The sequence below is a fragment of the Novosphingobium nitrogenifigens DSM 19370 genome, assembly GCF_000192575.1.
GTDB lineage: Bacteria > Pseudomonadota > Alphaproteobacteria > Sphingomonadales > Sphingomonadaceae > Novosphingobium > Novosphingobium nitrogenifigens.
Genome location: NZ_GL876931.1, coordinates 1 through 24661, shown reverse-complemented (window position 1 = coordinate 24661; position 24661 = coordinate 1). Strand labels below are relative to the sequence as shown.

Below are 24661 nucleotides of genomic sequence, written 5' to 3'. Positions count from 1 at the left end.
CTGGCCAAGGAGCCCCGGCTGTGCGCCTGAATGAACATACCCTTCGTCGCAAGGTCGTGGGCGAAATGCACCTGCGGCGCTGGCCGAAGATTTCCGCGCCGATGCAGATCATTCAGGTCCTGCGGCTGGTTTCGCGCGAGGAACGCGCGGCCGAGCGGGCCATGTTGCACGATCTGCCGCAAGGGGGCGAACTCGCGCCGTTCGTCAACCAGCGCCATGCCGAAGGCGACCTTGGAGAAGGCCTGTCGTTCGTCTGGGAACAGCACAGCGAGGCCTGCGGGATCACGCTCTTCATTCGCGATCCATCGGCGGATCCCTCCGCCGCGCTCGACTGGCTCGAACGGTTCCCGGGGCAGGCCATCCGCGCGACGCGGATGCATATCGTTGCCGACGAGGCGGAAGCCGAACGGGTGCTGCCGACGATGGGCTTCGTCGAATCCGATCTGGTCAGTTGCCATATCGGGGTGACGCCCGGCCTCCTTGCCGCCGGGCTTGAACCGGTACGGCTGTGGTCGGATTTCCGCGTCGGTCCCGAAGGGCTCGGCGTGTCGCTGATCGCGGCCAATGGGGCGATCGGCAATGATCTTGCCCGCCTGCTGCAACGGTTTCAGGAACTGGGCAATTACCGCAATCTCGCGTTGATGGGCCTGCCGGTGGCGCAGGCGCATTGGCCGGGGCTCGATGCTGCCGAAGAGGCGCTGCGCCAGCTTGCGACCGATGTGGCGACGCCGGACAAGACCGACGACGCGCTCCTTGAAAGCGTTTCGGCGCTCAGCCTCGATCTGATCTCGCTGACGACCGAGACCAGTTATCGCATGAGCGCGACGGCCGCTTATGCGCAGTTGGTCGAGGAACGGCTCGCGGGTCTCGCGATCCGGTCGATCCCGGGATACCCCTGCCTCGACGATTTCACCCAGAGGCGCCTGCTTCCCGCGATCCGCACCGCGCGCGCCTATACCCACCGGCAGGACGTGCTGTCCGCGCGGGCGGCCCATTTCACCAGCCTGCTGCGCACGCGTGTCGAAACCCGCATCGAGAACCAGAACGGGCGCCTGCTCCGGTCAATGGAGCGGTCATCCAGCCTGCAACTGCGTCTGCAACAACTGGTCGAAGGGCTCTCGGTCGTGGCGCTCAGCTATTATGGGCTGAGCCTGCTCGGCTATATGTTGAAGGGCGCGGAGCATCGTTTCGAATTCATCCCGGCGGCCGAGATCATGGGGCTTCTGGTTCCGGTCGTGGTCATCTCGATGTGGCTTGGCCTCCATCGCATGAAGGCCAAGGTCATGGGCGAGCACTGATCGAGGTTTATCCTTTCGGCATCGTCGCCAGCTTGCGCTCGGCGATGCCGGCAAGGCAGGAATGCAGGATGTAATTGGCGTTCTGCGGGCTGCGGTAGCTGACGTCGAGAACTTGCGCATAGTCGAGCAGTTCGAAACCGACGACTTTGGCCGAGGCGCAGATTTCGCGGACGAGCGGGACCGCCTCGCGCATGGTGAGCCCGTTGGGAACCGGGCGCCCCGCGCCTGCGGCATAGGCGGGGTCGAGCACGCTCATGTCGAACGAGATGAAGACTTTGCCGGGCCCTGCCTTGACCGCGTCGAGTGCAGTCCGGGCAACGGCGGTCCAGCCTTCCTTCTCGACCCGGTCCATGCCGAGCATGGTGACGCCGTCGGCCCGCAGCCGGGCGGCATCCGCGCTCGTCATTTCCGGGCCGCGCACGCCGACCTGAACCACCTGATGCCCGCCGATCACTCCGTCGGCGATCAGGCGTTGCAGCGACTGGTTGTCGGAAAAGAAATGGGCGCTGCCGGTTTCGCCTTCGTAATGGGCGTCGAACTGGACGATGCCGACCTTGCCCTTGCCATACGTGTCGGACATCGCGGCGATGTCGGGATACATGAGCGAATGGTCGCCGCCGACGATAAAGGGCGCGGCGCCCGTCCTCGCCATGTCGCCGATCATGAAACGGACATGATCGACGGTACGTTCGACGCTCATGTAATCGGTCGCCAGATCGCCGTAATCGGCAATCGAGAGCACGGTGGCCGGGTCGATTCCGGTATAGACGTCGTTGCCGACAAGACCGTCGGTCGAACGCAGGAACATCGGCCCATGCTTGCCGTCGCGCCAGCCCGAGCTGAAATCGATCGGCACGCCCACGAAGGCGACTTCGACATGGCCTGCGATGAGGTCTTCCTTGCGCACGGCGACCGGGGCGTGGGCAAAGGTCGGAATGCCGCTCGGCTGGAACATGTAATGATCAAGGCTGATCGGGCCGGGATCGCGGTGGAACGCGTCGAACATCGGCGGTTTCAAGGTCGTGCCCGCGTTGAAACCGGTGGCGTCGGGATTGAGCGCGATGGCCCCCTTGTCGACGCCGGGGTGGAATGCGGCATCGGCCATGACTTGCATCAGGCCCGAGACATAGGCGTCGATTTCCGCCTGCGTGCGGGTGCGGAAATCGTTGGCGATCTTTTCGGGCGTCAGGTGGAACATCGCCAGCCGCGCCTCGTCCCTCAGGAATGCCTGCTTGTCCGGGCTGAGCACGGCGATCCTGGGCGCGATGTCGGCGGGATAGGACGAGGCCTGCGCGCTGCCGGGGAGGGCCAGCGCCAGCGCGAGCGAACCGAGCGCAACGCGGAGCGCGGTGCGGGCCGATGAGCGGAAAGGGAGCGTGCGCATCAGTTGTACAGTTTCCCGAGAGGAGCCTTGTAGCTGGATGAAAGCGGGCTCAGCCAATGCGGCTGGGTCAGCCCTTTCTGGCGCATGGCGACACCGGCAAGGCAGGCATTGACGAGGAACGCGCTGTTTTCCGCCGTGCGATACGTGGTGTCGAGGTAGGGGGCGACTTCGACCAGATCCATGCCGACGATGTTGGTTTCCGCGCAAAGCCGCCGCATGATCTGCTGTGCTTCGCGCATGGTGAGCCCGCCCGGAACCGGCGTGCCGGTGCCGACCATGAACGCGGGGTCGAGCACGTCGATGTCGAACGAGATCCACAGCTTGTCGGTGTTGCGCCGGGCTTCGCTGACGGCTTCTTCCATCACCTTGTCCCAGCCCGATTTCTCGACCTCGACCATGGTGTGGTACTGCATGCCCTGTTCGCGCATCCACTTGAACGTGTCGATGTCGGGGCCGCGTGCGCGCAGGCCGACTTGTACATAGTTTTTGCCCAGCACATGGCCCTCGTGGATCACCCGGTAGACCGGCTGGCCATGGTCGAGCAGATGCACGCGGTCGCTGGCCGCGTCATAGTGGGAATCGAAGTGGACGACGCCCACTTTGCCCTTGCCATAGACGTCCGCCATTGCCGCGACGTCGGGATATTCGAGGCTGTGGTCCCCGCCGATGACGATGGGAATGGCCCCGGCGCGGGCGATTTCGGCGACCCTCTGGCGGACATGGACGACGCTGCGCTCGGTCGAGAGATTGTCGACCGCGATGTCGCCATAGTCGGCAATGCGCAGCGCCCGTCCGGGGTCGATCATCGAATACATGTCGTTGCCGAACGGAGCCTGCGCTCCCATCGCCGTGCGCAGGGCAAGCGGGCCGTTCTTGGCATCCCGCCAGCCCGAGCCCATGTCGAGTGGGGCGCCGACGATGGCGACTTGCACCTTGCCCGCCTTGAGGTCTTCGGGAGTGAGCGCGATCGGCGCCCCGGCAAACGTCGGGATGCCGCCACCCCAGCCGCCGACATAGCGGTTGAGCGAGATCGTGCCGGGTTCGCGCTTGGGATTGAGCGCGGCGGGGCGCTCGACGGTCCAGGCGTTGAACATCGGGGACGAAGTGTCGAGCGCGATGGTCGGCTTGTCCTTGCCCGGCTGGAAATCGAGCTGCTTGCGCACGGAAATCAGCGCGGCGACGTAATCGGCGACTTCGGCCGGGGTCAGTTTCTCGAATCGTGCGAGCATGACCGCCGAGGGCACGACTTTCACGCTCTCGCCCGATTTGAGGAAGGCAAGCTGATCAGCCCCGAGCGCGGCAAGCTTGGGCTCGATCTCCTTGGGGATGTCGAGCGGCTTGGTTGGTGTCTTGGCACGGGTGACCACGGCCGGGTCTTCGCCGATTTCCAGAATTCCGGTCTGGCCGATGGCGGCTGCGGCGCCGGTCGCCGCGAGCAGGAGCGCACCCCAGAGCTTGACCTTGCGCATCGTTGGTTCCGAACCTTTCATACCGCCACGTTTATGCGCGCTTTCCTGCCCCGACAGAGCCGCGCGGCCTATGGAGTGTTTGACGTAGAAGGCCCTGATTCTCGCGGTGTTTCGCCCGAAACAGGGGCCACCGACACGCGATAGCGACTGCGCAGGCGTGTGAGCTGGCTCTGCAACGCCTGATCGGCATGGGCCGTCTTCCAGTCGTGAAGGACGAGGTCGCGCACTTCGGGGTAGGGGCGGGGGATCGCCGGACGACGGTCGTTGACGCGGACGAAATGCGTGCCCTTGATCGAGGCGACCGGTCCGACCCAGCGCCCTTGCGGCAGGGTTTCGAGCTTGTCGAGGAACGGCAGCCCGAACATCGCGCTGATCATCGACCGGCCATAGCGGGGCAAGTCGCGGCCCATCCAGAAATCGTCGCCTTCGACTTTCTCTCCGGCATTGAGCCGGGCGAGCACGGCAGCTGGATCGGCCGGGGCGTGCAGGAAATAGACGTGGTCGAAGCTGATCGAGGGTTCGAGGCTGTAGCTCTGGGCATGGGTGGCATAGAATGCCATCAGTTCGTCTTCGCTCGGCTCGGCGGGTTCGGGCGCCATGTCCATGCGCATCCGTTCGATCAGGCGTTGTCGCACGCCCTTGTCGGACAACGCGATGCCGCGCTTCAACGCTTCCTGAAACAGGACTTCGTCGTCGATGTACCGCGCGATGATCTTTTGCTGTTCGGCAGCGTCCGGGCGATGGCCCGCGAGCGTGGTGTAATCGTCGAACAGCGAGGCCTCGACCGCGGGGGACACCTCGATCGCCTGCCGGTCGGGATGCATGAAGCGGTATCCGCCGAACAGCGCGGCGGCAAGCAGGGCAAAGATCACCAGCGGATCGCGCGAGGCCGCGCGCAGGCGGTCAGATATGGACGAGGTGAGCGACATCGGCCGCGCTTTCCCCGGCAATCGAGCCGGTGCGCACGATCCGTCCGTTCTGCATCGCGGCATAGCGCGTGGCGAAACGCCAGACGAAATCGAGATATTGCTCGACCACCAGAATGGTCATGCCCAGTTCGCGGCGGACGTGGGTAAGCGCCTGTTCGATCTGCTGGACCACATTGGGCTGGATGCCTTCGGTCGGTTCGTCGAGCAGCAGCAGGCGCGGTTCGCCCGCGAGAGCCCGGCCGATGGCCAGTTGTTGCTGTTCCCCGCCCGAAAGGAAGCCCGCAGCACGGTCGCGAATGTCCCAAAGCTTGGGAAAGAGATCGAAGATGTGCTGGGGCACTTTGGCCTGACGCGCACGGGGGCCGAGTGCGGAAAGACCGGCTTGCAGGTTTTCCATGACGGACAGCTGGGGAAAGACATGGCGCCCTTGCGGTACCAGCCCGATCCCGGCGCGTGCGCGGCGATGGGGGGACAGCGTGGTAATGTCTTCTCCGCCAAGGCGCAGGGTTCCCGCGCTCAACGGGCGCGATCCGGCGATTGCGGAAAGGAGCGTCGTCTTGCCGACGCCGTTGCGACCGATCAGCGCAAGGACCTCGCCCGGTGCGAGGGCAAGGTCGATGTCCCACAGGACCCGGCTTTGCCCATAGCCCGCGCCAAGGCCGGTGATTTCGAGCAGGGGGGTGCTCATGCGGTATGTCCCAGATAGACGGCGGCGACTTCGCGGTCGGCGCGCACTTCGTCGAGTGTGCCCGAGGCGAGCAGGCGTCCCTGATGCATGACGGTGACGGGGGCTTCGAGCTGTTCGACGAAGCTCATGTCGTGGTCGATCACCAGCACCGTGCGGCTGGTGCCGAGTTCCCGCACGAGTTCGGCGGTGGCGCGGGTTTCGGCCGGACCCATGCCTGCGGTCGGTTCGTCGAGCAGGATCACTTGCGCACGGGTGGCGAGGACCATGCCGATTTCCAGCCATTGCTTTTCGCCGTGGGACAATTCGCCCGCCGGGGTTCCAGCCCGCGCGGCAAGGCCGACGCGGTCGAGCGTTTCGGCGACGAATGCGCGCTCGGCAGCGGGAATGCCGTGGCTGAGCGCTTTCCACCAGCGGCGGTCGGTGCGCGCGGCAAGGGCCATGTTGTCCTGCACGGTCAGGCTGGGGAGCACGCCGGGGGCCTGGAACTTGCGACAGATCCCGCGCGCGACGATGGCCGGTTCCGACAGCCGGGAAATATCCTCGCCCATAAAGCGGATGGCGCCGTGGGTCGGGCGGACCCGACCGATGATGGTGTCGCACAGGGTCGATTTGCCCGCGCCGTTGGGGCCGATGACGACGCGGGTTTCGCCTTGCGCCAGATCGAGGGAAAATCCGTCGAGCGCCTTGAACCCGCCGTAATCGACCGTGACCGCATCGACGTGGAGAAGCGCGCTCATGCCGGGTTCTCCCCGCGCTTGCCCGAGCGGCTGGACAGCAGTCCGGCAAGTCCCTGGGGAAAGAGTGTGACGACCAGAATGAAGAGCGCGCCCATCACATAGAGCCAGCCTTCGGGGAAACTGCTGGAGATCGCGTCGCGGGCAAGATTGACCGCGAGAGCGCCGAAAATCGCGCCGCCAAGGCTGGTGCGTCCACCGATCGCGACCCAGACGACCATCTCGATCGAGGGGGCAACGCCGATCAACGCGGGCGAGATCACCCCGGCATTGAGCGTGAAGAGTGCGCCGCCGAGGCCTGAAAGCATGGCGGCAAGGGCAAAGGCCGCCACTTTGAAGGGCACCGGGTCATAGCCGAGGAAGCGTACCCGGTTTTCCCCGTCGCGCGCGGCCCGCAGCACGGTGCCGAAGCGTGAGCCGAGCAACCAGCGCAAGCCGAGCCACGACAGGGCGAGCGCGCCGAGCGTGATCCAGTAGAGCGCGGAGGCCATGCCCGGCCCGGCGAAGAGAAAGCCGAAGATCGAGGTGAAATTGGTCAGGCCGTTGAACCCGCCGGTAACGTCCTGCCGGCTGATGATGAGCGTCGCGAATGCAAGGGCGAGCGCCTGGGTAATCAGTGCGAAATAGGTCCCGCTGACCCGGCGGTGGAACACGGCCCAGGCAAAGAGTGCGGCAACGAGCGCGGGACCGACGAGCGCGGCGGCAAGCGCGAAGACGGGGCTGTGGAACGGTTCCCACCAGAACGGCAGCGCGGTTCGCCCGCTCCATTGCATGAAATCGGGGATTTCGCCCTCGGCAAGATCGGCAAGCTTTATATGCATGGCGATGGCATAGCCGCCGAGGCCGAAGAACACGCCCTGGCCAAGGCTGAGAATTCCGCCGTGGCCCCAGGTGAGAACGATACCGAGCGCGACGATCCCCATGGCCAGGAACCGCGCCACGAGATTGGTGTCATAGTCCGACAGGCCGAACGGGATCGCGGCGGCAAGGGCAAAGAGCACCAGCGGAAGAGTGCGGGAGAAACCCCGCGATTGGAGGAAATCAGGCATCGAGCGCTCTCGTGCGGGCAGGGGCGACGCCTTGCGGGCGGAACTGGATGAACACGATGACGAAGACCAGCATCAGCATCTGGGCGATGCTGACATCGACGAAGATCTGCGACAGGGCGAGGAACAGGCCGAGGATAAGCGCTGCGACCGTGGTCCCGAGGATGGAGCCGAGCCCGCCCATGACGACGACAAGGAAAGCCGGGACGATATAGCCTTGCCCGACATTGGGCGTGACCGGGCCGAGCAGGGCGAGCATGACGCCTGCCATTCCGGCAATGCCCGAGCCGAGGCAGAACACCGCCAGGTCGACGCGCCCGGCATCGATGCCGCAGGCGCTCGCCATCATCCGGTCCTGATTGACCGCGCGCACCAACAGGCCGAGCCGCGAGCGGCGCAGCAGCAGGGCGAGCGCGCCGAGTACGGCAAGGGCGACCAGCATGATGAAGAGGCGCGCCGAGGGCAGCGTCACCCCGCCCAGTGTCCATGCCCCCGAAAGCCAGTCGGGCGCGCGTACTTCGACCCCGATCGCGCCGAAGAGGTCGCGCGCGGCCTGTTGCAGGATGAGGCTGACGCCCCATGTCCCGAGCAGGGTATCGAGCGGGCGGGCCGACAGTCGCCGGATCAACGTGGTCTCGATGACCGCGCCGACCGCTGCACTGCCCAGGAACGCAACCGGGAGCGCGACGAGAATGCCGAGCGGCCCCGGAACCAGCCCCAGCGTTCCCCACGCGAAATAGCCGCCGAGCATCAGCAGTTCGCCGTGGGCCATGTTGATGACCCGCATCAGCCCGAAACTGAGCGCGAGGCCCAGTGCCGCCAAGAGGTAGATCGACGCCAGCGACAGCCCGTTGAAAAGCTGGGTGGCAACAAGAATGCCGCTCATGTCCGGGCTACCGCGAGGCCGTCAGAGCTTGCAGGTCTTGCCGGGGAAGGCGAGCGGGTCATAAGGCTCGGGCTGGATTTCGGCTGGCGAGGAGGAGATGATCTCGAACTGCCCGTCGGCCTTGAGCTTGCCGATATAGGCTTTCTGCACGAGGCTCTGGTTCGTAGCGAACGAGACTTTGCCCATCGGCGTGTCGAACGCGCCGAGAGCCGCCGCCGCCTTGCGCACGGCTTGCGGGTCGAAGCTGCCCGCCTTTTCGACGGCGGCCTTCCACGCATAGACGTCGAGATAGCCGTGGATCATCGGGTCGGTGATCGCCGCGTCCGCGCCGTACTTCTTGCGATAGGCGGCAACGAACGCGGCATTGTCGGGGCTCGACAGGCTCTGGAAATAGTTCCAGCTGGCATAGCTGCCTTCGACAAGGGCGGCGCCCATCGCCTTGGCTTCCTGTTCGCCGATGGAAAAGCTCATGACCGGCAGGACCTTGGTCGAAAGCCCGGCGGCCTGAAGCTGCTTGAAGAAGGCGACGTTGGAATCGCCGTTCAGCGTGTTGATGACGATTGCGGGCTTCGCCTGCTGGATCTTGGCGATGATGCCGGAGAAATCGGTGCCGCCCAGCGGCACGTAGTCCTCGCCCAGAACCTTGAGCCCGCCTTGTTCGATATGCTTCTTGAGGATGAGGTTGGCCGTGCGCGGGTACACATAGTCCGAGCCGACGAGGTAGAACGTCTTGAAGCCCTGCTTCACGGCCCAGTCGAACGCGGGCAGGGCCTGCTGGTTGGGCTGCGCGCCGGAATACATGATCGCGGGCGAGCATTCGTTGCCTTCGAACTGCACCGGATACCACAAGAGGTTGTGGGTGCGTTCGAACACGGGCAGCATCGCCTTGCGGCTGGCCGAGGTCCATCCGCCGAAGACGGTCGCGGCGTGGTCGCTTTCAACCAGCTTTGCGGCCTTTTGCGCAAAGGTCGACGGGTCGGAGGCGCCATCCTCGACCACCGGGGCGATCTCTTTGCCCATCACCCCGCCTTTGGCGTTGATTTCCTCGATCGCGAGCAATTCGGCGTTCTTCACGGTGATTTCGCTGATCGCCATGGTGCCGGTCAGTGACTGGAGCACGCCGACGGTCACGCTGTTGCCCGAAACGGCCGGGCCGCTCTTGTGGCAGGCGCCCAGAGGCAGCGCGACGAGGGCAGCGGCCACCAGAAGGGCGGATTTGCGGGAACTCGGCGAAAACGCCATCTGCGATATCTCCTGAACGACGGCTCGCCCCGACAGGGGAGAGGGGAGCCCCGACCCTAGGCGGGCCCATGCCGTCGCCCCATTGGTTATTTGACGTACGGCTCTCGCTTCGCCCTTGGGCTAGGCGTGGCCCATGAGGTCGGCATGACGAAATGGTGGGTGCTCGCGCTGCTGGCATGGCTTGGCCTTGGCGGAGCGGCCCATGCGGACATTTTCTTTTCCGAAGACATCGCCCTCATGCGGGGGGAAGCGGCGAACAGCTATGAGCTTGCCGTCACGCTGCCCGAATCCATTGCCGAACCCGCGCCGGTCGTTCTTCCTGCGGGATGTCGCCAGACGGCGCTCATCCGCCAGCCCGACGGAGCGCGGGTGCATTATGCGATCAGCTTTGCCTGCGCCCATGCATTTCGCGCCGACGACGTGATCCGCACGCCGTGGAAAGCGGACGGCGCGCGCTATACTTCCAACGTCTCGAGCGATCCGATCGACGATCAGGTGGAACGCAGCCTTGCCGGAACGGGCGAGGGGATCGTGATCCCGGTCGGGGAGACGGCGGCGGGAACCCGTCCGCTGGGCGAGATTGCGGTAGACTATCTGCGGCAGGGGATGTGGCACATCTGGCTCGGCTGGGACCACTTGTGCTTTGTTTCCTGCCTTGCCCTCCTGGCACGCGGGCGGGGGCTTTTGTCGCTCGTGACGGCCTTTACGGTCGGGCACTCGATTTCGCTCGCGCTCGCCTTTTTCGACGTGGTGCGTGCGCCAATCCCGCCCGTCGAGGCGGGCATTGCCCTGTCGATCGTCTTCATGGCGCGCGAAGCCTTGCAGGTTCTGGAGGGACATTCCCATCCCTCGTTCCGGCGCAACATGGCGGTGGTGGCGGGGTTCGGCCTGCTCCACGGCCTCGGCTTTGCGACGGCCCTGCGCGAACTGGGCGTGGCGCCGGGGGAACGCGCCGGTGCGCTCGTTTTCTTCAATCTCGGGGTCGAGATCGGGCAGCTTGTCTTCGTCGCGGCGCTACTCGCCATGCTTGCCGGATTGCGGCAGATCCCCCGCAAAGTGCGCGGGCGCCCGTTCGAACAGGCGGCGCGGATCGCCATGCTCTATGGCGTCGGGATCGTTGGAGCCTGGTGGGTGTTCGACCGGGTCCTTGCGTTCGGAAGCGCCTAGAAACGCTTCCGCCAAGTGCCGAAGCGATAGGCGGCAGCGGCGAGCAGGACCGCGATCAGCGATCCGACCGGGAAGCTGAGCCAGATCGCGTCCATCCCGAGACGGGGATAGAAAAGCGCATAGAAACCGAGCCGCCCCGGATACATCGAGAGGCCAAGTATCACGAGCGGCGCCAGCACCGCGCCCGAGGCGCGCATGGTGCCGAAGAGCACGATGGTCACGCCGAAGAGCACGTAGCTCCAGCTGGCAAGGAACTGGATGTGGCGAGCCAGATCCACCGCCGGGCTGTGCGCGCCGAGGAAGAGTTGCAGCACCGGCCGATCGAACGCGAGCAAGAGCAGCACCATGACCCCGGTCATGACGAGGTTGAGCAGGACCCCTGCGCGCGTGATCGCGCCGAGCCGGTCGAACAGCCGCGCCCCGATCGTCTGTGCAGCCATGGCACTGACCGCTGCCGAAATCGCGAGCGCGGGCATTTGCAGATAGGTCCAGACCTGAAGGCTGGCGCCATAGGCGGCGCTGACCACCGCGCCTTCGCGGTTGACGAGGCCGACCATGATGATCCCGGCCATCGAGACCAGCAGCATCTGCGCGCCCATCGGCAATCCCTTGACCACGATGTAGCGCAGTTCGTCGGGGGCGGGGATAAGATGGGCGAGTTCGGCCCCGCGCAGGCGCAGCGGCAGATTGCGGGCATAGAGGTCGAGCCCGAACGCCAGCATCGAGACGAGCGCGGCAATGGTCGTTGCCATCGCCGATCCGGCAATGCCGAAAGCCGGAATCGGGCCTAGCCCGCCGATCAGCACGGGATTGAGCCCGACATCGAGCAGGACCGAGAGGATCATGAAGCGCAGCGGGGTCGCCGAATCGCCGCCCCCGCGCAGCCCCATGCCGAGGATCACCGTGACCATCTGGGCCGGCATGGCGATGAAGACCACGCGCAGATAGGAAAGCGCGAAGGCCTGCACCTGATCGGGCGTCGACATCGCGTGGAGCAGTTCGGGCGTAAAGATCCACCCCAGCGTCGCGACCAGCAGCGACAGCCCAAAGCAGAACCCCAGCGTCGTCCCGAACGTCCGCCGTGCCGCCGCGATATTCCCCGCGCCAAAGGCCTGTCCCACTTTCACCGTGGCGGCCATGCCGAAGCCGAAGGTTCCGGCAAAGACCAGGAACATGACGACATTGGCATTGGCCGTCGCGGCAAGGGCGCTGCCGCCCAGCATGCGCCCGACCCAGATCGCGTTGACCGTGCCGTTCAGCGATTGCAGCACATTGGCCATCAGCGTCGGCGCGGAAAACCGCATCAGCGTCGACAGGATCGGCCCGCTGGTGAGGTCGCCCTGGCGTCGCGGGCCTTGCGGGTTTTGGTTGGCCCCGTGGGCCGTTCCGGCGGGGGCCAAGAGAGTCAGTTCCCGCGTTCGGGGGTGGAGGGTTTCAGCGCGGCCAGCGCGGCAAAGGCGCCGCCCTGGCTTTCCCCGGAAAGGCCGTGTTCGGCGCGAGCCTTGTCGGCATTGGGGCCTTCGGCGAAAGGATCGATCGCCAGAGCAAGCGACTGGGCAAGCGCTTCGCCCAGATCGAAGGTCAGGCCTTCGTATTCGATCTCGTCGCAGTCGGACGAGGTGATTTCGATTTCCTCGTCGGGTGAGGCGGCGTTGCCGGTCGCGGGAATGAACCGCAAGGCGAGCGGTTCGTCGATCCGGACGGGGAAATCCTCGCCCGAAATCGCGCAAGGCTGGATGATCGCGGCATGAATGCGACCGGTGGCCGAGACGACATCGTTTTCCGCAGCCACCGTCACGGTCGCGGTGAACGTCTCGATCGCCGACAGGCCGAAACGCCCGGCCAGACGGCGGCGCTCGGTCTCGTCCGCGCTGTAGTCGTGGGGGCCGACAGGCAATTGGCGGATGTCGAGAATACGGGTGAATTCGGGGGTCATAGTGGTCATCGTCCGATCTCCGCAGAGAGCACGCGGTCGGCGGGCACGAGGGCAAGTCCGGCGGCAAAGGCGCGGGCGCGCCGGGCGACCAGCACGGGATCGCTGCCTTCGGACAAAGTGACGTTGCGGGCAACCGCTGCTGCCATGGCGTCTTCGCCTTCCTCCATCGCGGTGCGATAGGCGCCGAGGCGTCCGCCCAGTGTGCTCATGAGTTTGCCGATATGTTTGCCAACGACCAGGTCGCCGATGCCGCCCTGTCGCAATTGTCCGTCCATGTCCTCGACAAAAAGTTCGGTCAGGCGGACCGAGGGGGGGATGAGGCTTTCGTCGCGTTCCATGCGAATCAGGACGAGTGCCAGAATGAGCGTGATCGCGTCGAACCGGCCCGCCACGGTGTCGGCAATGCCGCAGTCGCGATACCATTCCTTTTCACGCGCGATTTCGACCACCCGGTGCCACAGGGGGCGCACGGCTGCCCGGTCGTCGTGCCGGGGACGCAGCCATTTCGCGAGAAGCGACATTTCAGAACGGTACCTTTCTTCCCTTGCCGCGTCGAATGTGCGGCGGCTTTATCGAAATTCGCTCTTCGCGAATGCTGAATCAGCCTCTAAGGCGTGAGATATAGGACGCGCGGCAGCGAAGGCAAACGACCCGCCGCGCAGTTTGAGATGCGGGCGGTGCCGATCGGCGCCGGGGCTTGATCGGAAGGCAGGCAATGCAGTTGAAGCGGATCACGATGCGTGGCGGTGCGGTTCTCGCGCTGGCGATGACAGCCGGCGGGTGCAGCAGCATTCGCGACCATCGCGGCTATCTGGTCGATCCTGCGCTGACGCAGTCGGTCCTTCCCGGGGTCGACAACCGCCTGTCGGTCGAACGCTCGCTGGGGCAGCCGACCCTGAAGAGCCAGTTCGGCCAGGCGACCTGGTACTATGTCTCGCTCGACACGCTGCAGAAGCCTTTCACGCGCCCGCGCATCCACTCTGGCTCGATCATGAAGATCGCTTTCGATGCGGCCGGGAATGTGCAGCAGGTGGCCAACGACGGCGTGGAAAAGGCCGTGCGGATCGAGCCCGACCAGCATTCGACGGCGACGCTGGGCCACGAGCGCAGCTTCTTTGAAGATCTGTTCGGCAATATCGGCACGGTCGGCGCCGTGCCCGGCGGTGGGCAGCAGGGCGGCGGCGGCAATACCGGCGGTGGCGGCGGTACCGGCCCGAACGGCAGCTGATGAGCGGCCGGGCATCGGCGGGGCGCGCTGTCTTCTGTCGCGTTCCTGCCGGGCCCTTGATCATCGCCTTTTGGCCATTCGCCTTTTGGCGCTATTGAACGGTCATCCGGCACCCCCATATGCCGGGACATGACCGACCAAGCGGCCAGCCACGGCCTGATCCAGTGGCATGGGACCACCATCATCGGGGTCCGCAAGAACGGACGCACCGTCATCGCCGGCGATGGACAGGTGTCGATGGGAAACACCGTCATGAAGCCCAATGCCCGCAAGGTGCGCCGTCTCGGCGCGCCGGGCGAGGACGGGCGCGGCAAGGTAATCGCCGGTTTCGCGGGTGCGACGGCCGATGCTTTCACCCTGTTCGAACGGCTCGAACGCAAGCTCGAAGCCCATCGCGGCCAACTGCTGCGCGCGGCGGTCGAACTCGCCAAGGACTGGCGCACCGACAAGTACCTGCGCAATCTCGAAGCCCTGATGATCGTGGCCGACGCTGAAACGCTGCTGGTCCTGACCGGCAACGGCGACGTGCTCGAACCCGAAGCTGCGGGCGATACCGTCATTGCCGCGATCGGTTCGGGCGGGAACTATGCACTCGCTGCCGCCCGCGCGCTGGCCGATTATGAAAGCGATGCGGAACAGATCGCCCGCCGCGCGATGAAAGTCGCGGCCGACATCTGCGTCTATACCAACGACCGCGTGACGCTCGAAGAAATCTGATTCCCGGGATCCCCTGCCCATGAACGACAATCTTACTCCCAAGGCCATTGTCCGCGCACTCGACGAACACATCGTCGGGCAGCAGGACGCCAAGCGCGCCGTGGCCGTGGCGCTGCGCAATCGCTGGCGCCGCCAGCACCTCGCGCCTGCCCTGCGCGACGAGGTCAGCCCCAAGAACATCCTGATGATCGGGCCCACGGGCTGCGGCAAGACCGAGATCAGCCGCCGTCTGGCCAAGCTTGCCGACGCGCCCTTCGTCAAGGTCGAGGCGACCAAGTTCACCGAAGTCGGCTATGTCGGCCGTGACGTCGAACAGATTGCCCGCGATCTCGCCGAAGAGGCGATCCGGCTGGAAAAGGCCCGCCGTCGCGAGGCCGTCCGCGAAGCGGCGAGCAAGGCTGCGATGGATCGCCTGCTCAAGGCTCTGGTTGGTGACGGTGCCAGCGAGGCGACCCGCGAAAGCTTCCGCAATCGCATTCTCGAAGGCGCGATGGCCGACGTGGAAGTCGAGATCGAGGTGGAGGACAGTCCCTCGATGCCGATGGAAATTCCCGGCATGGGCGGCGGGGTCGGCATGATCAACCTGTCGGACATGATGGGCAAGGCATTCGGCCGTCAGCCTACCAAGCGGCGCAAGCTGCGGGTGCCCGACGCCTGGGAAAAGCTGGTCGACGAAGAAGCCGAAAAGCGGATGGACCAGGACGACGTTGCCCGCGTGGCGCTGGCCAATGCGGAAACCAACGGCATCGTCTTCCTCGACGAAATCGACAAGATCGCCGTCAGCGATGTTCGCGGTGGTTCGGTCAGTCGTGAAGGCGTGCAGCGCGATCTCCTGCCGCTGATCGAAGGGACCACCGTTTCGACCAAGTACGGCCCGATGAAGACCGACCATGTGCTCTTCATCGCATCGGGTGCTTTCCATGTTGCCAAGCCGAGCGACATGCTGCCCGAGCTTCAGGGGCGTCTGCCGATCCGGGTCGAGCTCAAGGGTCTGTCCGAGGATGACTTCGTGCGCATTCTTTCGGAAACGCGTGCCAATCTCGTCGAACAGTACCGCGCCTTGCTCGAAACCGAGAAAGTCGCGCTGGAATTCACTCCCGACGCGATCCGGGCGATTGCCCGTACCGCCGCGCAAGTGAACGAGGCGGTCGAGAACATCGGTGCTCGCCGCTTGCAGACGGTGATGGAAAAGCTGCTCGAGGAAGTCAGCTTCGACGCCGAGGACCGGGTGGGAACGACCGTGACGGTCGACGAAGCCTATGTCGCCCAGCGACTGGCCAGCCTTGCCGGAAACGCGGACCTTTCGAAGTATATCCTCTAGCGACGTTTCCTGTCGCCCCCTCCGGCGCCTGCACATGCGCCGGAGGGGGTATCAGTGGGCGGCGCCGCCTTCCTCAGGTTCTGCATCCGGCCCCATCCAGCGGCGCAGCGGTCTTGCGATCAGCAAGAGCAGGACGCCCGCAACACCGACGATTGCGGCTGTCGCGATCCAGAATGTCGGCGGGCTCACATGGTCGTACCAGCCCCCCATCGGGCCGCTGATCAGGCTCGCTGCCGTGATCGACAGGGCATAGACGCCAAGCAGCGTGCCGCGCAGGCGTTCGGGCGCCCGCGCGGCGAACGTCGCCTGCATCAAGGGGACGAACAGCGCCGCACCCAGATTGGACGTGAGGTGGAACACGACCGGACCCCAGATCGGCGTGCGGCCATCGGTTCCGGCCATCAGCGGTCCGGCCGCGAGAATGAGCGTCGCGGCTGCAAAAATAAGGCACCCGGCCGCCATCTTGAAGAGCGTGTCCGGCTCGTCCCCGCGTCGGGCGATGGTGCGGAAAAGCAGGATGACAAGCGGGATGAAGGCCGCCGGAGCCAGTCCGTCGAGCGATTGCAGCCAGGGCACCGGCACTGCAAATCCGGCGACATCCATGGCGACATGGTCGCGCACCCAGACATTGTAGACGTTCCAGATCTGCGCCTGGCTGGTCCAGAACGCGACCGAAAAGGGCCAGAGCAGGGCCAGAACCACGAGATTGCGTCGGTCCTGTGTGGTGAAAGGCGTGCGAAGCGCCTTGTTCTCGCGGATCGGTTGCGGGGGCAGGTGGCGCGATCCGAAGAGATACCAGACCAGCCCGATCAGCATGCCAAGACCCGCAACCGCGAACCCGGCGTGCCAGCCATAGTATTTGGCGACCGTGCTGCATGCGAGCGGGGCGATGAAGGCCCCCATGTTGACGCAGATCGCATAGACCTGAAACGCTTCGCCAAGGCGCCTGTCGCCTGCGGCATAGAGCGCGCGGATCTGGGGTGAGAGATTGCCGCGCAGAAATCCCGCGCCGATCGAAAGCGAAAGCAGCGCCGCCAGAAAGGTGCTGTCGAACGCCATGAGGAAATGGCCGAGCGTCATTACCAGTGCGCCGACGGTCACGCCGGTGCGTCGCGAGATCGCGCGGTCGCCGAGCCAGCCTCCGATCAGCGGCAGGAACGTGATGGCCGCGAAATAGAGCGAGAACGTCTGTGTCGCGATCGCGGTATTGCCCAGAGGCCCGAACACCCATTCGAGCGTGGCGCGATAGGCATTCCATCCCCCGACATGGGCAATCCGTTCGGGCTTGAGCAATTCGCCGGTCATGTAAAGGACCAGCATCGAGACCATGCCGTGCCATGAAATGCGGTCCCAAAGCTCGGTGCCTCCGATCACCCACAGGCCGCGGGGATGCCCCAGCCAGCGCGCAGGGGCGGCAGTCACGATGCGTTCTTCTGTATCGGTCAACGATTCCATGGAAGGTCCGGGGTCATGCCGACCTGCGCCGGGTTCCTCGCGTCGCAGGTCGGTGGGGTGGGGATCTGTAGGCACAGCCTACCGACTGCCGCCGCTTGCGCAAGCGCCTGCCACGGCTTGGGTAAACGATCGGCGGCGGGTTGGAATGGCGGTGGGCCTGGGCTATTCCCCTGGCCCATGTACACGACCCCTGATGACCGCCCGATCTACCGCCTCCTGACCGGCAAGGACGACCGCGCCTTTTGCGAGCGGGTGTCCGAGGCCTTGGTGCAGGGCTGGCGGCTTTACGGTTCCCCGGCGATGACGTTCGACGCCAACGAAGGCTGCGTCAAAGTGGCGCAGGCCGTCGTCTGGCACGAGGCCGATGTCCTGAAAGGCTGACCGGACGGAAAGCGCTTATTGCGCGGCCTCGACCAGATCTTCCTCGCCGCCTTCCGAGGCTTGCCGCGCCCACATTTCGGCATAGAGCCCGTCGCGCCGCAGCAGTTCGGCATGGCTGCCCTGTTCGACAAGGCGCCCCTGTTCGAGGACGAGGATGCTGTCGGAATCGGCAATGGTCGACAGGCGGTGCGCGATCGAGATCGTGGTGCGATTGGCCGCGACCGCGCGCAAGGTGCCCAGAATGTCCTGTTCCGTGCGGGTATCGAGTGCACTGGTGGCTTCGTCGAACAGGAGGATCGGCGGATTTTTCACCAGCGTGCGGGCAATCGCCACGCGCTGCTTTTCCCCGCCCGACAGCTTGAGCCCGCGCTCGCCCACTTCGGTATCGAGCCCTTGGGGCAGGCGACCGATGAAATCGGCAATCGCGGCCCCGCGTGTGGCGGCTTCGACTTCGGCCATGGTGGCCCCTTCGCGGCCATAGGCGATGTTGTAGCCGATGGTGTCGTTGAACAGCACCGAATCCTGCGGCACGATTCCGAGTGCCGCGCGCAGCGACGTCTGCGTCACGGTGCGAATGTCCTGTCCATCGATCAGGATGCGACCGGACAGGGGGTCATAGAACCGGAACAGCAGGCGCCCGATCGTCGATTTCCCCGCGCCCGAGGGGCCGACGATCGCGACCCGGCTTCCCGCCGGGACTTCGAACGACAGGCCGTGCAGGATTGTGCGTTCGGGATCGTAGCCGAAGACGACATTGTCGAAGACAACTCCAGCCTGGCGGATCGCCAGCGCGGGCGCACCGGGGGCGTCGGCCACTTCGACATGGGTGTCGATCAGGCGGAACATTTCCGCCATGTCGGTAAGACCCTGGCGAATGGTGCGATAGACCATGCCGAGCATGTCGAGCGGGCGGAACAGCTGCGTCAGGTAGGTCTGCACGAAGACGAGCTGACCGGCGGTATAAGTCCCGTGCCACCATCCCCAGACGGTATAGGCCATGGCGCCTGCCATCAGCATGTTGACGACCAGCGCCTGGGCGATGTTGAGCGCACCGAGACTGTTTTCGCTGGCGACGGCAGCGTCCGCATAGGCCCGCGTGGCGGCCGCATAGCGGGCTTCCTCGCGCGCTTCGGCGCCGAAGTACTTTACCGTTTCATAGTTGAGCAGCGAGTCCACCGCACGGGACAGCGCCTGTCCGTCGAGGCGGTTCATCCGTTCGCGCAAATGGGTGCGCCAATTGGTGATTGTGCGCGTGACCCAGATATAGGCGACGACCGCCGCTGCGGTTGCTGCGACCAGTCCCCACCCGAAATTGATCCAGAAGATCACCGCGACGATGACCAGCTGCAACACGGTCGGCACGATGTTGAACAGCATGAAATAGAGCATCGTGTCGATGCTCTTGGTCCCGCGTTCGATTACCTTGGTCACTTCGCCGGTCCGACGGGCAAGGTGAAAGCGCAGCGACAGGCGATGCAGGCGGGCAAAGACGTGCTCTGCCAAAGTGCGCGTCGCGTCCTGCCCCACGCGCTCGAACACGATATTGCGCAAGTTGTCGAACGCGACCCCGGCAAAGCGTCCCGCCGAATAGGCCAGCACCATCAGCATGACAAAGCCGAGCACGCGCGGCCCGGTCACGTTCATCGCGTCGACCGCCCATTTGAGCGCATAAGGCAGCGCCAGCTGAAACCCGGTCGAAATCAGGATCAGGACGGTCGCAACGATGATCCGCCAGCGCAGCCCGGGATTGTCCCGCGGCCACAGGTAGGGAAGGAAGCGCTGAAGCGTACGCCAGCCATCGTGGCGAGGCGCGCGCGCGGAAGAAGCGGTTTCGGGCGGCATGTCGCAGACATAGGGATTTTACCGCGAAGTGCCAGTGGCCCGATGCGGACGTCGCGATGACGCCGCATTTGCCGATGCCGGTGTCCGGTCGGGAACCTCGAACAGGATGCGGTGCGCGGCAAAGTCGATCGCGACCCGATGGAACAGGCGCAATTGCTCCATGCCGAGGAGCAGTGCCGGGCGCCGACCGAGACCGAGCCGCTCGAACGGCGGCGCGTCGGTAAAGGCGATCAGCGTGTTGACCAGCGTAAGGCCGCCGATGTCGAGATTGTGTGCAAGGCCCATGTCGGCGGTAACCCGTTGTCCCGTGACCGAGAGCAATTGCGCGGTTTCATCGCCCTTGGCATGGGCAAGGGCACGTTGCAGCGCACGATTGCCGATCGAGGTGTCGGCGCCGGTGTCGATGATGACGGCCGTGCGCACGCCGTCGATCACGGCATCGGTCATGATCAGCTGCCCGGATTTGCGCCGCGCCTTGATGACGATGTCATAGCCTTCGTTGCCGCCCAGGCTTGCCGCGTCGCCGACGGCCATGCGTTTGCCCGCGAAATCGAGAAGGACGCGCAGCCCCTGCAACCCGTCGAGCCCGAGAATGCCGTCGGCCCCGATGTCGGCCTTGTCGAGCGTCGGCGCGGTCAGGCGATAGACGGCGCGATGGCCGAGATTGATCGCCTCTATCGTGACCAGATCGACTTCGCGCTTGCCCGCAACGCTCAGGATCAGGCCGCGCCCGGTCGGGGAAAGGCCTGCCGCATCGGCAACCGCGCGGGCGATGACCGTGCGTTCGGCCCCGGTATCGACCAGAAAATCGAACGGGCCGTGAGTGTCTTTCTCGTTGCCGACCGCGACGGATACCGTCATGCGGTCGTGATGATCGACGGCAAGGCCGAGCACTTCGCTGTCGGTCGATGGCGTTTGGGTAGAAGGCGTGGAGGCAGGTTCCGGAGTGGCCGGGGTGGTTGCCTGTGCGGCGGTCGAGGCCAGCGCCAAAGCGGCGCTTGCCACAGCCGCGACGAAACGTGCAGCCGGGTTGCGCATGATATGTTCTCTCCCTGCGCAGGTTGTACGCCTGTCCGCGCGGCAACGCCACTGCCGGATGATACGCAGGTGTGCGGAAACGGGGCTTTTGCGCTCAGGCCGAAACGGGGAGCTTCGCGCGGGCAAAGGCTTCGCGCAGTGCGGTATCCTCCTCAAATTTCGACGGATCGAACATGCCGGTTTCCCAGCGCTTTTCCTTCCAGCTGGTCGAAATGGCCGTCATGTGGCGATAGCCGAATTGTTCGTCGACAAAGCGATTGTGCGGAGATCCGAACAGATTGTGCACTGACCAGCTGGTGCGGACCGAGTCATGGGCGGCCGGAACGATGCACCATTTGGGGGGGCAGAGCCGCGTTTCGGTCAGGTCACGGTGAAGGAAATCGGCGTGGCGGCAGGTTTCGGGCAAGAGCGCATGGGGCGATGCGCCGCTGATCCATTGGCCGGGAAATTTGATGAATCGTCCCGCGCTCTGTTCGGTGGCGGCAAAGATCGATCGGTCGGAGGGTGCGCGTTCGTTTTGGGACAGCACCATCTCGTCGATATCGACATTGAGCACACTCGCCGCCTTGCGCAAAAAACGGTGGCGCGCGTGTTGCAGTGACCCGGTCTGGCAGAAATCGGAATCCCATGGGGCTTCGATCCCCCCGACGGCCCCGGCCAGCCCTCCTTGCGGGCCGTACTTGAACGGCCAGTCGATGACACGCACGACCATGTCCGGGAATGCGCGGCCAAGGTCGGCTTCCAGCTCGGCCGCAGCATAGGCCGTCGAGCCGTTGTCGTAGAGGAGGACCGCGTCAGCCCCGTGTTCGGCGCGATAGAATTGGATCCAATCGTGGATCCAGCGCGGGGCATTGTCCTTGGACAGGGTATGGAGAACGCGCTTCCCGGCGAAAAGATCCGCCATGTCGGGCTGAACGTTCAGGCGGTAGAGCCCGATCGGACCATCCAGAACGAGTTCGTTTTCCTGCCAGGGAAGCCAGATTTCCCCGCGCTTGTTCCGCTCGATATGGCGCAGGCGGGAAAACCAGCCTTTCCACATGCGGTCAAAGGGAGAGGACCGCAGCAGGGGGCCTAGCAGGTTGAAATAGGGCGGTCCCTGCAACACCATGTGGTCGCCGACGCGATAGACATCGTAGAACAGCGTGTTCCAGTCGAATTGCCCCTCATAATCGGCATTGCGCAAGGCAGTCGGGCGAGGGCTTTCCCGGCGCAGTCCGGCAGCCGGATCGAGTTTGGTGTGGGTGAGGGAGGTGGTCGTCATGCCGCTCTGAACCTTGCAGGGACACAGCTTCGCACGCCGGGAACGGCGGCTGCCATGCCGAGGATTTCGGCAAGGACCGGATGACGCAGCAGGGCGAGCGCGATGATCCAGCACACGACGCCCGCCGCCGAGGCGAGAGCCAGAACGGCAAGCGTGATCGACTGCGGCCCGGACCAGAACACGTAAGTCAGGGCGAGCGGCGCCAGCGCGGCTGCACTGGCAAGTCCGCTGCGCAGATAGATCAGCAACAACCCGGTGAGTTCGAAATCGACCACCCGATGCATGAAGCGGAAGTAGAGCGCATACCAGAACAAGGCATAGGCGATGCGTGATCCTGCTGCCGCCTCCACGCCCCAGTGGGAAAACACCCCGAGCAGGATCACCGACATGGCCGTGTCGATCAGATTGCGCGCGAGCAGCGCATTGAGCTTTCCGGCAAGGATCGGCAGGTCGCTGACCAGGGGCAGGGCTACCAGCACGACTTCGGCAAGCGCGATCATCGCCAGAAGTGGCGCGGTATGGAGCCAGGCCGGGCCATAAAGCAGGCGGATGATCGGTTCCGAGGCAAGGGCAAGACCCATCATCCCGGGCCAGACCACGCCCGAATATCCCGCACAGACGCGCAGATAGGCGGGCCCAAGCGGCTCTCCGCGATCGCGGATGCGCGCAAATGCGGGAAAGAAGACACTGCCGATTGCGCCGGAAATCAGCATGCGGAACTGGTCGGACAGACTGACCGCGCGGCTGTAAAGTCCGACGGCCGTGACCCCCAGCGTCTTTCCGACGATAAGGTCGGGCGTCCGCGTTCCGAGTGCTCCGGTCAGATAGAGTACGCTGGCCCGCGCGCCGAAGCCGACGACGCCGCGAATGCCGTCGAAACGAAGGCGTCGCGGCCATGACGGGCAGATGATCTGGGCAACAATGCCCCGCGTGGCCGCAGCCGCAACGGTCGCCCAGGCCAGCGCGAAAGAGGAATATCCCGCCGCAGCAAGGCCGACCGCCGTCCCGCCCTGAACCAGCGCGGCCGTGACATTGATCGCGAAATGCCCGCGGAATTGCATCGATCGGGCCAGCAGCGCCATGGGCACGACTGAAAGCGGAACGAACAGATAGCTGGATGCGATGATCAGCAGGATCGGCGCCAGGCGCGCCTCGTGATAGGTTGCCGCCATCGGCCATGCCGTCGCCGCGACGATGGCCGCAATCAGCAGGGAAAAAAGGATCGCGACCGATCCGCACCGCGCAACTTCGTCCTCGTCGAGATTGGTCAGGCCCGAGATGTAACGGGAAAGGCCGAAGTCCTGCAGCACCGCGACGATCAGCGCGGTCGCAAGCCCGATCGAGAACAACCCGACTTCGCCGGGGCTGAGAAACAGCCGCGAGATCAGCACCGAGGCGATGAACTGGATTGCGAAAGAGAGGTACTGGGCCGCCATGGCCCAGACCGCCGCGCCGCGCACGCTCATCGCCGCAGGCTCGCGGTCCTCGGTCGTCGCCTGCGGGTCAGCCACGGGCTGCTGCGAGGTGAAGGGCAAGGCGCAAGGCGCGGCCGGGGTATCCGAAAAGGACCAGGCGGGCGACGGTGCGCCACAGGCCTTCGCACTGGCCGCCTTCGCGAACGAAACGGCAGAGAATGTCAAAGCCGTCGCCACCGAGCGCGGCACGCGAATAGAGCAGCGAGGGCGCGACGAAGGCGCGCACCTCGCGTGCCACGCCCGGACGCCCGAACAGTCGGTCGAGATCGTCGACGGCCGGCAATTCGTTCAGGCCGACCGTCGGGTCGGGGCGTCCTGCCTTGCGCTCGGCATAGGCAAAACGGGAAACGGCTGCCCCGATCTGTTGCACGGTGGCATGGCGACTGGAGACCTGCTCGCCATAGTGACGATAGCGCAGCAGACGCTCGGGCAAGTTGGCGATGTGAGTAAGCCCGGCCAGACGCAGCCAGAGGTCGAGATCCTCGCAATGGCGAAAGGCGCGGTGATAGCCGCCCACACTGCGAACGAGGTCCCGCCGATACATGACGGCCGGATGGCACAGGAGCGGCGCACCCGCTTCGATCGCGGCAAGAAAGCCCTCGTGATCGACCGGATGCTCGGGCGCGTTGAGCGGATAGGGTGCCTCGGCTTCGTCGATGTCTTCGGTCCATGTGCCAAGAACCCCGACATCGGGATGTGCCGCGAGAAAGGCGACTTGCCGTTCGAAGCGACGCGGCAGGCATATGTCGTCGGCATCCATACGGGCGATCAGCGGCGCGCGGGCATTGGCCAGCAATTCGTTGAGACTGGTGATGAGTCCCCGGTTTTCGCGACAGATCGGGCGGATGCGGGAATCGCGTGCGGCATAATGCGCAATGATCGACCGCGTGGCGTCGCGCGAGCCGTCTTCGAGAATGAGGAATTCGAAATCCTCGAAGGTTTGGCCCAGGACGCTCTCGATCGCGGCGGCGAGAAAACGCTCGCCGTTGTAGACACTCATGGCCACGCTGATGGTCGGTGCGGATTGAGGCATGTCTTGTCCGAAAAGCGTGGCGGTAGCGCGTGTGAGCGAGGCTAGCTCCTAGCTCGCCCCGGGTAAACAAAGCGTGAGGTGCCGTTTTTATCCCCCAGGGCCCTGATTCTCATGCCGATCCGGGGTGAGTC

At 65.0% G+C, this 24661-nt stretch carries 23 protein-coding genes; 6 read left to right on the top strand and 17 right to left on the bottom strand.

The annotated features are described in order from the left end of the window. Positions 1 to 20: 20 nt before the first annotated feature. Positions 21 to 1298 (top strand): DUF3422 domain-containing protein, encoded by a 1278-nt coding sequence (locus Y88_RS08105; RefSeq protein WP_008068220.1) that lies wholly within the window; start codon positions 21 to 23, stop codon positions 1296 to 1298. Positions 1299 to 1305: 7 nt separating this feature from the next. Here the strand turns inward: Y88_RS08105 and Y88_RS08100 are convergent, their stop codons facing one another. The 8 genes from Y88_RS08100 to urtA form a co-directional block, all read right to left on the bottom strand. Next, a complete protein-coding gene (locus tag Y88_RS08100) occupies positions 1306 to 2682 on the bottom strand; it encodes an agmatinase family protein (RefSeq protein WP_008068219.1) in 1377 nt (458 codons plus the stop codon). Further along, complete coding sequence (locus Y88_RS08095; protein WP_008068218.1) at positions 2682 to 4151, bottom strand: agmatinase family protein; 1470 nt, start codon at positions 4149 to 4151, stop codon at positions 2682 to 2684. The genes Y88_RS08100 and Y88_RS08095 overlap by 1 nt, the downstream gene beginning before the upstream one ends. Positions 4152 to 4219: 68 nt before the next feature. Beyond that, positions 4220 to 5080, bottom strand: coding sequence for a peptidyl-prolyl cis-trans isomerase (locus Y88_RS08090; protein ID WP_008068217.1), 861 nt, complete (start codon positions 5078 to 5080; stop codon positions 4220 to 4222). Next, positions 5055 to 5768: an urea ABC transporter ATP-binding subunit UrtE gene (gene urtE / locus Y88_RS08085; RefSeq protein ID WP_008068210.1), complete on the bottom strand. Its 714-nt coding sequence runs from the start codon at positions 5766 to 5768 to the stop codon at positions 5055 to 5057. The genes Y88_RS08090 and urtE overlap by 26 nt, the downstream gene beginning before the upstream one ends. Next, complete coding sequence (gene urtD, locus Y88_RS08080; protein ID WP_008068206.1) at positions 5765 to 6505, bottom strand: urea ABC transporter ATP-binding protein UrtD; 741 nt, start codon at positions 6503 to 6505, stop codon at positions 5765 to 5767. Before urtD ends, urtE begins: the two co-directional genes overlap by 4 nt. Beyond that, positions 6502 to 7551: an urea ABC transporter permease subunit UrtC gene (gene urtC, locus Y88_RS08075; RefSeq protein WP_232280976.1), complete on the bottom strand. Its 1050-nt coding sequence runs from the start codon at positions 7549 to 7551 to the stop codon at positions 6502 to 6504. The genes urtD and urtC overlap by 4 nt, the downstream gene beginning before the upstream one ends. Further along, entirely contained in the window at positions 7544 to 8434 is an 891-nt protein-coding gene (gene urtB / locus Y88_RS08070; RefSeq protein ID WP_008068202.1) for an urea ABC transporter permease subunit UrtB, read from the bottom strand. Before urtB ends, urtC begins: the two co-directional genes overlap by 8 nt. Positions 8435 to 8455: 21 nt before the next feature. Next, positions 8456 to 9676 (bottom strand): urea ABC transporter substrate-binding protein, encoded by a 1221-nt coding sequence (gene urtA, locus Y88_RS08065; RefSeq protein ID WP_008068200.1) that lies wholly within the window; start codon positions 9674 to 9676, stop codon positions 8456 to 8458. A gap of 144 nt (positions 9677 to 9820) precedes the next feature. Between urtA and Y88_RS08060 the strand changes: the two genes are divergently transcribed. Continuing rightward, positions 9821 to 10843, top strand: coding sequence for a HupE/UreJ family protein (locus Y88_RS08060; RefSeq protein ID WP_018076064.1), 1023 nt, complete (start codon positions 9821 to 9823; stop codon positions 10841 to 10843). On the opposite strand, the gene Y88_RS08055 is transcribed toward Y88_RS08060, so the two are convergent. From Y88_RS08055 to Y88_RS08045, 3 genes are read right to left on the bottom strand one after another with little or no spacing between them, the layout of a single operon-like run. Continuing rightward, positions 10840 to 12243, bottom strand: a complete 1404-nt coding sequence (locus Y88_RS08055) for an MATE family efflux transporter (RefSeq protein ID WP_008068180.1) — start codon at positions 12241 to 12243, stop codon at positions 10840 to 10842. The two genes, Y88_RS08060 and Y88_RS08055, sit on opposite strands and share 4 nt — an antisense overlap. Before the next feature lie 5 nt (positions 12244 to 12248). Continuing rightward, positions 12249 to 12788 (bottom strand): YceD family protein, encoded by a 540-nt coding sequence (locus tag Y88_RS08050; RefSeq protein ID WP_232280975.1) that lies wholly within the window; start codon positions 12786 to 12788, stop codon positions 12249 to 12251. Then, positions 12785 to 13300, bottom strand: a complete 516-nt coding sequence (locus tag Y88_RS08045; RefSeq protein ID WP_018076065.1) for a ubiquinol-cytochrome C chaperone family protein — start codon at positions 13298 to 13300, stop codon at positions 12785 to 12787. Before Y88_RS08045 ends, Y88_RS08050 begins: the two co-directional genes overlap by 4 nt. 194 nt (positions 13301 to 13494) lie before the next feature. Here Y88_RS08045 and Y88_RS08040 point away from each other — a divergent pair, with 194 nt between their 5' ends. The 3 genes from Y88_RS08040 (at position 13495) to hslU (ending at position 16045) form a co-directional block, all read left to right on the top strand. Further along, a complete protein-coding gene (locus tag Y88_RS08040; protein WP_008068173.1) occupies positions 13495 to 14007 on the top strand; it encodes an outer membrane protein assembly factor BamE in 513 nt (170 codons plus the stop codon). A gap of 129 nt (positions 14008 to 14136) precedes the next feature. Further along, complete coding sequence (gene hslV / locus Y88_RS08035) at positions 14137 to 14724, top strand: ATP-dependent protease subunit HslV (protein WP_008068172.1); 588 nt, start codon at positions 14137 to 14139, stop codon at positions 14722 to 14724. 19 nt (positions 14725 to 14743) lie between these two features. Then, positions 14744 to 16045, top strand: coding sequence for an ATP-dependent protease ATPase subunit HslU (hslU, locus tag Y88_RS08030; protein ID WP_008068170.1), 1302 nt, complete (start codon positions 14744 to 14746; stop codon positions 16043 to 16045). Positions 16046 to 16096: 51 nt separating this feature from the next. Here the strand turns inward: hslU and Y88_RS08025 are convergent, their stop codons facing one another. Beyond that, positions 16097 to 17500 carry a peptide MFS transporter gene (locus tag Y88_RS08025; protein WP_008068168.1) on the bottom strand — a complete coding sequence of 468 codons (1404 nt, stop codon included), beginning with the start codon at positions 17498 to 17500 and terminating at the stop codon, positions 16097 to 16099. Between the two features lie 177 nt (positions 17501 to 17677). On the opposite strand from Y88_RS08025, the gene Y88_RS08020 reads away from it, so the two are divergent. Further along, on the top strand, positions 17678 to 17881 hold the full coding sequence (locus Y88_RS08020) for a DUF1737 domain-containing protein (protein ID WP_008068167.1): 204 nt from the start codon (positions 17678 to 17680) through the stop codon (positions 17879 to 17881). Positions 17882 to 17896: 15 nt separating this feature from the next. Here Y88_RS08020 and Y88_RS08015 read toward each other — a convergent pair whose 3' ends face one another. From Y88_RS08015 to Y88_RS07995, 5 genes are all read right to left on the bottom strand, one after another. After that, complete coding sequence (locus Y88_RS08015) at positions 17897 to 19723, bottom strand: ABCB family ABC transporter ATP-binding protein/permease (protein WP_008068165.1); 1827 nt, start codon at positions 19721 to 19723, stop codon at positions 17897 to 17899. 18 nt (positions 19724 to 19741) lie between these two features. Further along, the gene (locus Y88_RS08010; RefSeq protein WP_008068164.1) at positions 19742 to 20761 is read right to left on the bottom strand and encodes a retroviral-like aspartic protease family protein; all 1020 of its coding nucleotides are present in this window, start codon (positions 20759 to 20761) and stop codon (positions 19742 to 19744) included. A 94-nt stretch (positions 20762 to 20855) separates the two neighbouring features. Beyond that, entirely contained in the window at positions 20856 to 22022 is a 1167-nt protein-coding gene (locus Y88_RS08005; protein ID WP_008068163.1) for a glycosyltransferase family protein, read from the bottom strand. Beyond that, complete coding sequence (locus Y88_RS08000; protein ID WP_008068162.1) at positions 22019 to 23533, bottom strand: oligosaccharide flippase family protein; 1515 nt, start codon at positions 23531 to 23533, stop codon at positions 22019 to 22021. Before Y88_RS08000 ends, Y88_RS08005 begins: the two co-directional genes overlap by 4 nt. Next, complete coding sequence (locus tag Y88_RS07995) at positions 23526 to 24530, bottom strand: glycosyltransferase (RefSeq protein WP_008068161.1); 1005 nt, start codon at positions 24528 to 24530, stop codon at positions 23526 to 23528. The genes Y88_RS08000 and Y88_RS07995 overlap by 8 nt, the downstream gene beginning before the upstream one ends. Positions 24531 to 24661 lie beyond the last annotated feature (131 nt).

Excerpts from the sequence above, each read along its gene's own strand:
- Y88_RS08100 (WP_008068219.1), bottom strand. The coding sequence starts at position 2,682 with ATGCGCACGCTCCCTTTCCGCTCATCGGCCCGCACCGCGCTCCGCGTT.
- Y88_RS08095 (WP_008068218.1), bottom strand. The coding sequence starts at position 4,151 with ATGCGCAAGGTCAAGCTCTGGGGTGCGCTCCTGCTCGCGGCGACCGGC.
- Y88_RS08090 (WP_008068217.1), bottom strand. The coding sequence starts at position 5,080 with ATGTCGCTCACCTCGTCCATATCTGACCGCCTGCGCGCGGCCTCGCGC.
- urtE (WP_008068210.1), bottom strand. The coding sequence starts at position 5,768 with ATGAGCACCCCCCTGCTCGAAATCACCGGCCTTGGCGCGGGCTATGGG.
- urtD (WP_008068206.1), bottom strand. The coding sequence starts at position 6,505 with ATGAGCGCGCTTCTCCACGTCGATGCGGTCACGGTCGATTACGGCGGG.
- urtC (WP_232280976.1), bottom strand. The coding sequence starts at position 7,551 with ATGCCTGATTTCCTCCAATCGCGGGGTTTCTCCCGCACTCTTCCGCTG.
- urtB (WP_008068202.1), bottom strand. The coding sequence starts at position 8,434 with ATGAGCGGCATTCTTGTTGCCACCCAGCTTTTCAACGGGCTGTCGCTG.
- urtA (WP_008068200.1), bottom strand. The coding sequence starts at position 9,676 with ATGGCGTTTTCGCCGAGTTCCCGCAAATCCGCCCTTCTGGTGGCCGCT.
- Y88_RS08060 (WP_018076064.1), top strand. The coding sequence starts at position 9,821 with ATGACGAAATGGTGGGTGCTCGCGCTGCTGGCATGGCTTGGCCTTGGC.
- Y88_RS08050 (WP_232280975.1), bottom strand. The coding sequence starts at position 12,788 with ATGACCACTATGACCCCCGAATTCACCCGTATTCTCGACATCCGCCAA.
- Y88_RS08045 (WP_018076065.1), bottom strand. The coding sequence starts at position 13,300 with ATGTCGCTTCTCGCGAAATGGCTGCGTCCCCGGCACGACGACCGGGCA.
- Y88_RS08040 (WP_008068173.1), top strand. The coding sequence starts at position 13,495 with ATGCAGTTGAAGCGGATCACGATGCGTGGCGGTGCGGTTCTCGCGCTG.
- hslV (WP_008068172.1), top strand. The coding sequence starts at position 14,137 with ATGACCGACCAAGCGGCCAGCCACGGCCTGATCCAGTGGCATGGGACC.
- hslU (WP_008068170.1), top strand. The coding sequence starts at position 14,744 with ATGAACGACAATCTTACTCCCAAGGCCATTGTCCGCGCACTCGACGAA.
- Y88_RS08025 (WP_008068168.1), bottom strand. The coding sequence starts at position 17,500 with ATGGAATCGTTGACCGATACAGAAGAACGCATCGTGACTGCCGCCCCT.
- Y88_RS08020 (WP_008068167.1), top strand. The coding sequence starts at position 17,678 with ATGTACACGACCCCTGATGACCGCCCGATCTACCGCCTCCTGACCGGC.
- Y88_RS08015 (WP_008068165.1), bottom strand. The coding sequence starts at position 19,723 with ATGCCGCCCGAAACCGCTTCTTCCGCGCGCGCGCCTCGCCACGATGGC.
- Y88_RS08010 (WP_008068164.1), bottom strand. The coding sequence starts at position 20,761 with ATGCGCAACCCGGCTGCACGTTTCGTCGCGGCTGTGGCAAGCGCCGCT.
- Y88_RS08005 (WP_008068163.1), bottom strand. The coding sequence starts at position 22,022 with ATGACGACCACCTCCCTCACCCACACCAAACTCGATCCGGCTGCCGGA.
- Y88_RS07995 (WP_008068161.1), bottom strand. The coding sequence starts at position 24,530 with ATGCCTCAATCCGCACCGACCATCAGCGTGGCCATGAGTGTCTACAAC.